Origin of the sequence: Mongoliibacter sp. (genome assembly GCF_007692705.1) — a bacterium.
GTDB lineage: Bacteria > Bacteroidota > Bacteroidia > Cytophagales > Cyclobacteriaceae > Mongoliibacter.
Genome location: NZ_REBN01000180.1, coordinates 1 through 10,526, shown reverse-complemented (window position 1 = coordinate 10,526; position 10,526 = coordinate 1). Strand labels below are relative to the sequence as shown.

11 protein-coding genes are annotated in these 10,526 nt (G+C 38.6%); 7 read left to right on the top strand and 4 right to left on the bottom strand.

The genetic code is table 11. The features are described 5' to 3' along the window. From EA341_RS12790 to EA341_RS12765, 6 genes are all read left to right on the top strand, one after another. On the top strand, positions 1 to 399 hold a 399-nt coding region (locus EA341_RS12790; RefSeq protein WP_293015082.1), incomplete at its 5' end, for a Crp/Fnr family transcriptional regulator. Positions 400 to 477: 78 nt separating this feature from the next. Further along, the gene (locus EA341_RS12785; protein ID WP_293015079.1) at positions 478 to 1,188 is read left to right on the top strand and encodes an outer membrane beta-barrel protein; all 711 of its coding nucleotides are present in this window, start codon (positions 478 to 480) and stop codon (positions 1,186 to 1,188) included. 173 nt (positions 1,189 to 1,361) lie between these two features. Beyond that, entirely contained in the window at positions 1,362 to 2,261 is a 900-nt protein-coding gene (gene era, locus EA341_RS12780) for a GTPase Era (protein WP_367127469.1), read from the top strand. Positions 2,262 to 2,272: 11 nt separating this feature from the next. Next, on the top strand, positions 2,273 to 3,586 hold the full coding sequence (der, locus tag EA341_RS12775) for a ribosome biogenesis GTPase Der (RefSeq protein ID WP_293015074.1): 1,314 nt from the start codon (positions 2,273 to 2,275) through the stop codon (positions 3,584 to 3,586). Between the two features lie 82 nt (positions 3,587 to 3,668). Beyond that, a complete protein-coding gene (locus EA341_RS12770) occupies positions 3,669 to 3,866 on the top strand; it encodes a hypothetical protein (protein WP_293015071.1) in 198 nt (65 codons plus the stop codon). A gap of 36 nt (positions 3,867 to 3,902) precedes the next feature. Continuing rightward, entirely contained in the window at positions 3,903 to 4,547 is a 645-nt protein-coding gene (locus EA341_RS12765; protein WP_293015068.1) for a SprT-like domain-containing protein, read from the top strand. Between the two features lie 3 nt (positions 4,548 to 4,550). Here EA341_RS12765 and scpB read toward each other — a convergent pair whose 3' ends face one another. From scpB to EA341_RS12745, 4 genes are all read right to left on the bottom strand, one after another. Then, positions 4,551 to 5,111: an SMC-Scp complex subunit ScpB gene (gene scpB, locus EA341_RS12760; protein WP_293015065.1), complete on the bottom strand. Its 561-nt coding sequence runs from the start codon at positions 5,109 to 5,111 to the stop codon at positions 4,551 to 4,553. Next, complete coding sequence (locus tag EA341_RS12755) at positions 5,112 to 5,495, bottom strand: TraR/DksA C4-type zinc finger protein (RefSeq protein WP_293015062.1); 384 nt, start codon at positions 5,493 to 5,495, stop codon at positions 5,112 to 5,114. A 124-nt stretch (positions 5,496 to 5,619) separates the two neighbouring features. Then, the gene (locus EA341_RS12750) at positions 5,620 to 5,766 is read right to left on the bottom strand and encodes a hypothetical protein (protein WP_293015059.1); all 147 of its coding nucleotides are present in this window, start codon (positions 5,764 to 5,766) and stop codon (positions 5,620 to 5,622) included. A 66-nt stretch (positions 5,767 to 5,832) separates the two neighbouring features. Continuing rightward, complete coding sequence (locus EA341_RS12745) at positions 5,833 to 9,162, bottom strand: lamin tail domain-containing protein (RefSeq protein ID WP_293015056.1); 3,330 nt, start codon at positions 9,160 to 9,162, stop codon at positions 5,833 to 5,835. 245 nt (positions 9,163 to 9,407) lie between these two features. Between EA341_RS12745 and EA341_RS12740 the strand changes: the two genes are divergently transcribed. Beyond that, on the top strand, positions 9,408 to 10,397 hold the full coding sequence (locus tag EA341_RS12740) for an aspartate-semialdehyde dehydrogenase (RefSeq protein ID WP_293015054.1): 990 nt from the start codon (positions 9,408 to 9,410) through the stop codon (positions 10,395 to 10,397). The last annotated feature ends 129 nt before the right edge of the window (positions 10,398 to 10,526 follow it).

Genomic DNA, 10,526 nt, shown 5'->3' with positions numbered 1-10,526 from the left:
ATGGTCAAAGGAGAAGAGAAATCATTTGACTTTTCCTTTCAGCACGAATTCAATTGCTCCTATTCTAGCCTTATCCAACAGGAGCCTTCCCAGTTTTTCATTCAGGCATTGGATGATTGTATATTGGCCTCTATTCATTATGATTTTTTGCAACAACTTTATCAGCATTATCCAGAAAGCAATAAGTTTGGAAGGACTGCTGTAGAGCAATATTATATATGGAGAGAACAAAGAGAAATCTCGCTAATGACAGATTCTGCTCAGGAAAGGTATCTCAGGTTGATGGAGAAATATCCCATTTACTTAGAGCAGGTACCCTTAAAATACCTAGCTTCTTATCTGAATATCAAACCCGAATCACTCAGTAGAATAAGGAAAAAGCTTTTTGAGGAACGATAAATGCCTTCTTAACATAGGTCAATTTGTGACTTGAAGCCTCATCCCAACTTTGTACCTGTAAAATAAACAGCTACAAAAATGAAAAGGATTAAATTAACAAAAGCTTCATTAATTATCGTTTTATTTATTCTTAGCCAAAACCTATTGGCGCAAAATGCAGGTTCTGCTTCCAAGAAACCTTATAAATCCCAAACCTACTTCAGCTTTGGCGCTGGTGTGAGTTTATTGCAGGGAGTGACGGACAACTTCTATCAAGACGGACACGGCAATGTGCAGCTAGGCTTGATGAAGGAGCTGCCCTTTAACAAAAGGGTTTCTTTTGTTACTGGCTTGGAATTGGAGAGATTGACTTACAATCTTGATTTTTTTCCAGTTTTAGATGAAAACAAACAAACTTTTATCCAGGCTCCGGATGGTATTAAATACACCAGGGTATTCCAAAACAGCTTAAATCTCTCAGCTCAGGCAAGGTTTTATTTTAAAGAAAACAGCAGTAAGGAGACAAGTAATATATTTCTCCAGACAGGCTTGAGGGCTGGCTATAACCTGAGTACTACATTCTCATTTAGAGAAAATGATCAAAATCAGTCTGTCAATTTATCAGAGGTGGCCAGTCCATTCAATCTTCAGGCAGAACTGATGCTAGGTTTTAAAGGGAATTATTTCAAAAAGCTGGAAATACTCAATGCCTCAACTTTTGGGTTCACCTACCAGTTCAACTCTCCTCTGGCAGCAGAAAATGTAGAAAATATCAGGCCTATCAATTTGACATGGAGATTTTTGTTCTAGAATAAGCAGCCTTCCAAATTTCGATCTGGGAGGCTGACTATTATTAATTTTTAAAATTCTCTTCCTATCTAAGCCCATTCCCCAGTCTCTCAGGCTTTAATATCCAAACTTTCTTTGGTTTATTCTCATATAAGAATGCCCTGACGGAAAATTTCAGCTACCTTTGTGCAAAAATTATTGTCATGACCGAAAATACACACAAAGCAGGATTTGTAAATATAGTGGGCAAGCCCAATGTAGGCAAATCCACCCTGATGAATGTGTTGATCGGTGAGAGACTTTCGATCATCTCCTCCAAGGCACAGACGACCCGTCATAGGATTATGGGTATTATCAATGATGAAAATTATCAGATAGTCTTTTCGGATACCCCCGGAATGTTGAAGCCCAAATATGAATTGCACAAAAATATGATGGGTTTTGTCCATATGTCTCTGGAGGATGCAGACTTGATTCTTTTCGTAACCGATCTATTTGAAACTGATGAGGAAATAGAAGACGTAATTGAAAAGATCAACCAATCAGGCGTGCCTGTATTACTTGTCATCAACAAAATTGACCTTTCCAAGGAAAATCAATTGGAGGAAGTGACTGCATACTGGACGCAGAGAATCAAAGCAGAAACGGTAATCCCTATTTCTGCTACCGAGAGTTTCAATACCGAAAGCATTCTTGTAGAAATACTGGATAGACTACCAGAACATCCACCATTTTACGACAAAGGAGAACTTACTGATAAACCTGAGCGTTTCTTCGCTTCTGAAATTGTGCGGGAAAAAATCTTTCTCAATTACAAAAAAGAAATTCCTTACAGCACAGAAGTTGCTATTGAGGATTTTTATGAAGATAATAAAATCATCAGGATCAGGGCTATCATCTATGTGGAGCGAAAAAGCCAAAAGGGTATCATCATAGGTGAAGGAGGTAAAGCACTCAAAAGAATAGGAATTCAGGCGAGAGAAGAAATGGAAAAGTTCTTCGGGAAGAAGATTTTCTTGGAAACCTTCGTGAAGGTTGAAGATGATTGGAGAAAAAATAAAAATAAGTTGAGAAAATTTGGTTACGACCAATAAGAAATAGCAATATGGCAAATATAGTAGCAATTGTAGGGAGACCTAATGTAGGGAAATCTACCTTTTTTAATAGATTGATTGAAGAGCGAAAAGCGATCGAAGATAACGTGTCGGGTGTGACCCGAGACAGGCATTATGGACATGCCACTTGGGGTGGGAAGTTTTTTTCCGTAATAGATACAGGTGGTTATGTGATAGGATCAGAGGATGTCTATGAGGCAGAGATCCGTAAGCAGGTGAAGTTGGCTTTGGAAGAAGCAAATGTAATCCTCTTTGTAGTGGATTGTCATGATGGATTGACCGATTTGGATAAAGAATTTGCCCATGAGCTTAGGGCCTCCAATAAGCCAATCTTTATAATAGCCAATAAGGCAGATACTCCGGAGAAAACGCTGGCAGCTGCTGAATTTTATGCAATGGGCTTAGGTGAAAATGATGTATTCCCTATCGCTGCTACAAGTGGAAGTGGTACAGGAGATCTTTTGGACGAGGTCATCAAGCATTTCCCGGATGAAGGATTGGAAGATCCTGAAGATGGTATTCCAAGGATCGCGATTTTAGGAAGGCCGAATGTAGGTAAATCTTCATTCCTGAATGCCCTATTGGGTAAGGAAAGGTCTATAGTGACCGATGAAGCTGGAACGACAAGGGATGCCATTCACACTAGGTACAAGCTGTATGGAAAAGATTTCATCATAACAGATACCGCAGGTATTAGGAAAAAGGCCAAAGTAAAAGAGGATATTGAGTTTTATTCTGTGATGCGTTCTTTAAGGACTCTTGAAGAGTCAGATGTCCTGATCATCATGGTGGATGCAAGTAGAGGAATGGAGGCGCAGGATGTCAATCTGATTTCATTGGGAATCAAGAATAACAAAGGAATCATGATTATGGTCAATAAATGGGATTTGATCGACAAGGATCACAAGACCATGGAAAAGATCAAAAAGGATATGGTTGAAAAGTTAGGAGAGAACAAGTGGATACCAATTATATTCACATCTGTTGAAGAAAAGCAAAGGATTTTTCAGGCAATTGAGTTGGCAGTTAAAGTTTACGATAACAAAACCAGAAAAGTACCAACCTCAAAGTTGAATGAATATATTTTACCTGAAATAGAAAAATATCCGCCACCGGCCTTAAAAGGGAAATATATCAAAATCAAATATATTACTCAGTTACCTACCAAAAATCCGGTTTTTGCATTCTTTTGTAATTTACCACAATACATAAAGTCTCCATATACCAGATTCTTAGAAAACAGGATTCGTGAAAACTTTGATTTTGAAGGAGTTCCGATTAAGATCACCTATAAAAAGAAATAAAAAATATTCTTTTAAAAAGCTTGACTATCCAAGGTAAAGACGTACTTTTGCGAGCTTAATTTTAAGAATCAAACCAAACGTCATGAAAAAGGTATTTGCAATGTTCGCTGTAGCTGGTATGTTATTTACTGCTGCTTGTGGAAACAAAGAATCAAACGAAGAAACTGAAATCGAAGTGATCATCGAAGACACTGAAGAGGCTATCGAAGAGTCTGCTGAAGAAGTTGAAGAGGTTGTTGAAGATTCAGTTGAAGTAATTGAAGAAGAAGTAGAAGCTTAATTTTCTATTTATTCCATTAAAAAGTCCCTCAGAAATGTGGGACTTTTTTTATATTCGGCCATGAGTAATGATGCAGGTTTTCTAAAAGCTTTTCAAAAACACCTTCCAGGTTCTGCAGTCGATTATTGCTTTGCATTATGGAAAGAAAATCCATTTAACTTTTTAATCACAAAAGAGCGGCAAAGTAAATTAGGGGATTTCCGATTTAGAAGAGATAGGAAAATCCAAACTATATCCATCAACCATAATTTAAATCAATACCAGTTTTTAATTACTTACCTACACGAACTAGCCCACTTTAGAGCATTCACCAAATATGGGCTAAGGATAGCACCACATGGTATAGAATGGAAAAGGACTTTTCAGGAATTGATGTTGCCTATGCTTCAAAAAGCTGTATTCCCAAAGGATATACATCTGGCATTGGTAAAGCATATGGCTAACCCCAAAGCAAGTACAGGCGCTGACCTGTTTTTAAGTAAGGTGATCAAAGCATATGATGCACCAAAAGAAAATGGATCATCTCTTTTGGTTGAGTTGAATCCAGGAGATCAGTTCGAACTCAAGGGGAGAAAGTTTATCAAAGAACAGCTAAGAAGAACCAGGGTGATTTGTGAGGAAGTACAATCAGGTCGTAAGTACCTGATTTCTGCCCATGCAGAAGTTCAAAAAATCTTATGATGCTCAATCTTTTTCCTCACCAATTTGATTTTCCTCTTGGCTAAAATCTTTAGGTTGCGGAAGGTCTGAGAGTTTGTTGATCCCGAAATACTCCATAAATTTTTCACTGCTGCCATATAGCAATGGTTTTCCTACAGAGTCCGCCTTTCCTTTGATAATGATCAATTCTTTTTCCAGCAGCTTCTGTATGGAATAATCACAACTTACTCCTCTGATATGCTCAACTTCAGTTTTGGTAACCGGTTGCTTGTAGGCAATGATGGAAAGGGTTTCCAACTGTGCTGTGGAAAGTCTTTTTTGGGACTGTTGCTTAAGTAAAATGGAAATACTGGCTTGATAAGCTGGCTTGGTCAAAAACTGATAACCACCTCCAAGATGTTCAAGGGCAAAAGAATATTCGTCATGGGCATATTTTTCCTGAAGGACCAGAATTGCTTCTTGAATATGCTCCTTGGGGACTTCAGATTCGAACATCTCCGATAGACATTTTTGAATATCAACGATGCCAAGCGGAGACGCCGAACAGAATATTAGTGCTTCAATATGCTTATGTAGAAATTCCAACTATTTCTTAGCAAGTTTTGCTTCTATAGAATGCATTGTATGAGGTACTGCTCTAAGTCTTTCTTTGGAAATTAATTTTCCAGTATCAACGCATACTCCGTATGTCCCATTTTTGATCCTGACAAGTGCATTTTCAAGGTTTATTATAAACTTCTGTTGTCTTCCAGCCAGTTGGCTCAAACTCTCTCTTTCAAGGGTGTCAGCACCATCTTCCAGCAACTTGGATGTGGAGGCAGTGAAATCTGTCCCAGAGTCATTCTTCTTGCTCAAAGATTCCTTTAAAGAACTAAGTTCACCTTTTGCAACAGATAATTTTTGTAGAATAATTTCTTCAAATTCTTTAAGCTCCTCTGGAGAATATGCTGATTTTTCTTCTTGGCTCATAATCGTAATGTTTTAAGTAGTAAGTAATCCAATCTACCAGGGGTGATTGAAAAGTCCCCTAAAATACACTTAGCATTTTGAAATCAAAAATAAAAAAACCGTCATGGAGACGGTTTTTATAATCTTAGAGGTTTTGAGCCCTCTTCATCAGTAATTTTTCGTCCATTATCAAATGATAGTGGATACGAAGGTATCTTTGGATTACCTGTATAGTTTTGCCTTTTTCAATAAAATAGGTCTTGAGGGTTTGGGTGATAAGGTCAGATTTCATTGGGTTTGGAGTTTTAAATAGACCTTTCTAAGATACTGAAAATATGGACTTTTCACCAGTTAATTTTTAAAATTTGGTGCCCACTACAACAGTTTTTCTGATTTGAGTTACTTTTCCCTGTAAGTCGAATACTTCTAGCCATACAATATAGTAGCCTGGTCTCACTTTTCTATTGTTCGAATCTGTGCCGTCCCAAAGGTAAAAACCACTCTCCCCCCAAACCGCATTTTGGCATAATTCCTTGATTAAAACACCTCCAGGACTATAAATCCTTAAGGTTGCAATTTTCCCAGCTTGTTCCATTTTGTAACTGATGGTGGTGAAGGGTTGTTCGCCCGCAGCTTCTGGGATAAATACTTTTGGGCTGATTTCAATACCCATATTGGTATTTCCATCAAAGTTTTGGGAGTTTTTATAGCCAGGACTGGCATATCCTTCGGAAGCTGAAGCTGTTTGCCAATTATTTGGGTCATCAATGGGGGAAAGTGCTGAAAGTCTTTCTAATGAGACTCCCCGCTTTTCTTTGAGCAATGGATGATGCATCCGCTCAGAATAACTGAATATTTCCACTATATCCTCATCAGGATTGAGAAAGACTACATTTCCTGCAGAAATGGGATAGCTTGGAAGTGAACTGTATTCTACAAATCTATTTTCCTTACCTTTTGGGTATTCCTGTTTGAGCTTCGCCGCATCGGTAGTGAAAACCAGAAATGAAAAAGGCTCAATTATCATGTCGTCAGAAAAGAGTATCCTACGATTGGCGATTTCATCGGAGGTATTGAGGTTGGCAAGTTTCCAATCTTTGAGGTTGAGAAACTTTGCTGAGCAATTATAAATTTCCACAAACTTTGGTGCCCCAGTCCTGGGGTTGAAAAGTACCTCGTTAATCACAATTTCTCCTGGCTTGGACTCGTCTGGAAGGACAAAATACACCTCTTCTTTTTCCTCAAACAGATTGCCGCTACAATCTCTGAGATTATCGATTCGGATAAGGTATTTGACGTTGGGCTTTATTAAATCATCAACACGAACCAAAAGTGCGCTTGGTGTATCTCCAATTTCAATTTCAAGAATACTGATGTGTGGATTAATCTGCAGTTTTAGGTTTCTGGTATCCTGATTCAGCACCTTGTTGAAATTCAATTGGATTGTATTATCATCTATTACCTTCGCATTTAGAAACTTCGGTGGAGACAAGTCAGGAGTTTCCTCAAAGACAGAATTAACCTTGCCCGGGGTGCCCCGGGCGGCATCTCGGGATACTTTTAAATTTGTGGGTAAGTAGCATTTTAAAAATGGATTAATAATTTCCAAGCTATATCCTCCGCTTGCATAAGCAGAAGAACCATAAGAAGCAACGCTATAATTGAGGCTGTCAAGTGGAACCCCTTTATTGTCCAATAACTTTACTTGGTCTGCTGAATTCAGTAGAGTAGGCCAATTGGTAAGTCCCAGTACCTTCCCAAATTGCTCGAACTGCGAACTTTGGTTTCGTGGACATAAAATTATATAGGCTTTTGGATCGAGTACCGCACTTGGCAGAATGCTTACCCTGCGAGAATTGGCTAATTGAAGCCCCCCTAAATAAATTGGGCTATCGGTTGTGTTGAAAATTTCCACATATTCCACATTTGGGAGGGTATTTCCGGGTCTTGGAGCTGGCATCAGCTCATTGATGACAAGGTCTTTAAACGCTAAAGTGGGTATTTCTGAAGTAAAAAAGGTTTTCTTCAGATTTTCACTTGTATTTCCATTTAGATCTGAGATTGTACCGATTTCCAAGGTATATTCTTTCCCGGCATTAAAAATGAAATCCCAAGAAAGAATGACTTGATGATTGGTCACAAGAGCCTCATTTGGGTTTAAATCTCCTATTTTATAATTGTTTAAAATGGAAGCGTAGACTGGATCGATTTTCTCTGAAAAAGTCAATAATAATTTGGTCTTCTCTAGCAAAATGACTTCAATCAATTCAGGAGGAGTGATATCATAAACAAAGACACGAGAAGAGCCTGGGATATACAGACCTCTGTTACTTTTCCTCGGAGGAATATATAGCGTATAGTTAATGCCCTCTTCTAGCGGTTGTTCAGTCTGTAGTTTTATTTGAAATTCCTGTTCCAAATCGACTTTGAAGTTGAACTGAGGAAATTCCTCGATTTCAAAGTGGAGCATTTCAACCTCATCAGATGAAAGTGGAAGAGCACTCTGGATATGCAGGGTTTTTTCATCCGATGCAAAAATACCCTCTATGTAATCCTCATATTGAAACTTCAATATACTTTTTTCAGGATTGAACACAGTTTGGTCATTTGCGATATTTTCCACTTCTATCAAGACCGTTTGGTCTAAATTCAAAGTGGTATTCAATTCCAGTAAGGCACTGTAGTTTTCTTCCAAAAGCTCCAGATTGGACGGAGATTTTCCATTTACTTTATAATTAGTTGTTTGGCTTGCCGTGTTGGGAGAAAAGTACTGGGAAAAATAGAGTTTTATGCTATTTGGTCGGATAATCTCGGCTTTACCTAGGGAAATCTTTTCGTTGTTCAATTGTGCTGAAACCTCAGCGGTCACTCGTTCTCTGCTGTCGATTAAGTTGGAGAGGCGAACAGTAGTCAAGTCTTTGATGATTTCATCTGTATAGAATATCAAAGAAGTATCTGATGGGAATTTCAGATCCATAAGCAAGTTGTCTGTTACCTCGACTTGCTCAATTTTTGGACGTTGAATGTTTCTATTAAAGTCCATTCTAAATGAGTAGGGGGTCAATACCTTGGTTCTTTTGACCTGAATAGGGTCAATCTCTTGATCTTGCTCAAAGATTCCAACATCATCCATAAAAAATCTGGCAGCAGATCCGTTCCCCGGACCAAATCTGATTTCAAACTTAACCCATACCATATCTTGATTTTGAAAATCAGGAGGAATAAGGAATTCAAAAAGCTGAAAGTCAGAATTACGGTTAGGGAAAGTATTGTCATCGCCCACCTGAATTTGTTCTCGAAAATTGACACCGTCCAGAGAATAGGAAAGGAAGAGTAAAACAGGCCTGTTTCCAGAGCCATTGGATTTAGATTTTGCGAAAAATGCCAGTTTGGGGCTTTTAAAGGAGTCAGTAGAGGTCTTAAAATATATCAGTCCATTGAATGAACTTATGGCTTGAACTCCAAGTGCCTTGCTGCCGAACCGACCTTCCGAATTGGCTTGGAAAACCCTTGAAGTGCTTGCTCTTACCTCATTGGCTGACCAGTGCGGCAAGAACTCCTCGGGGTGATTGACTATTGCGAAGTCCTTTTCAAAATCCTGGACTTGAGCAATTGCAATCTTTAAGTTAAAAATACAGATTAGGGTTAAAAGATTTTTTCGCCACCCCCTCAAAAAACAATTCATCATCTGATTGTATTTTTCTGTAAACCATTGACTGTGCCTTAGGAAGACAATTGTAATTCATTGCATATAAAATTAAAAAAGAGGGGATATTTTGAATCAGATTATCCGATTAAACAGAATTCTTTAATTTTTTTTTAAAAAAGGGCTTACATTTTTGGAAACTAATCAATTATACTGCTCTAGTATATCTTTTTTGGGAATTCTTCTTTTACCTTTGCGGTTCTTAAAAAAATTAACCAAATCAAAAAATGAAACTAGCAGTAGTAGGAGCTACCGGATTGGTAGGCTCAGAAATCCTCGAGGTGCTGGAAGAGCACAATTTCCCATTTGATGAATTATTACTTGTAGCCAGCGAAAGGTCAGCAGGAAAGAAGATGACTTTCAAGGGCAAGGAATATACCATCATGGGATTGAAACAGGCTGTTTCTGAGAAGCCTGATATCGCAATCTTCTCTGCTGGTGGAAGTACTTCTTTGGAATGGGCTCCTCAGTTTGCCGCGGCGGGTACTATCGTTGTTGACAATTCCTCTGCTTGGAGAATGGATCCATCCAAAAAGCTAATCGTTCCAGAAATCAATGCCAAAGATCTTCGCATTGATGATAGGATCATAGCAAACCCCAATTGCTCTACCATCCAAATGGTAGTGGCACTTAACCTGCTTCATAAGAGATATAAGATTAAAAGAATAGTGGTTTCTACTTATCAGTCCGTGACAGGTACAGGCAAAGCTGCAGTTGATCAAATGATGGCTGAAAGGTCTGGAGAAACCGCTGAAATGGTGTACCCGCATAAAATTGATATGAATGTATTGCCTCACATAGATGTATTCCAACCTAATGGGTACACCAAAGAGGAAATGAAAATGATCAACGAAACGAAGAAGATTTTCGGAGATGACAGTATTCAGGTTACAGCAACAACGGTACGTATTCCTACCATGGGAGGACATTCAGAAGCTGTAAATGTGGAGTTCTACGAAGATTTTGATATGGAAGAGGTAATGGAAATTCTTGCCAAGACTCCAGGGGTAGTTATTCAAGATGATCCAGCCAACAATGTGTATCCTATGCCACTTACAGCTCATAAAAAGGATGAGGTTTTTGTAGGCCGTCTACGAAGAGATGAATCTCAAGCCAATACATTGAATATGTGGATTGTAGCTGATAACCTAAGAAAAGGAGCTGCAACAAATGCGGTTCAGATCGCAGGATATCTAAGGGAACATAGCATGGTATAATTTGGATATAGCGCAATTATATACAGAAAAAATGAGACAATTTGTGCAGGATCACCTGATGGAGGATCCTGCACAATTGCTTTTGGCCTATTCAGGGAAGGTGGACTTTGACCTGAAGTTTGCCGTGCA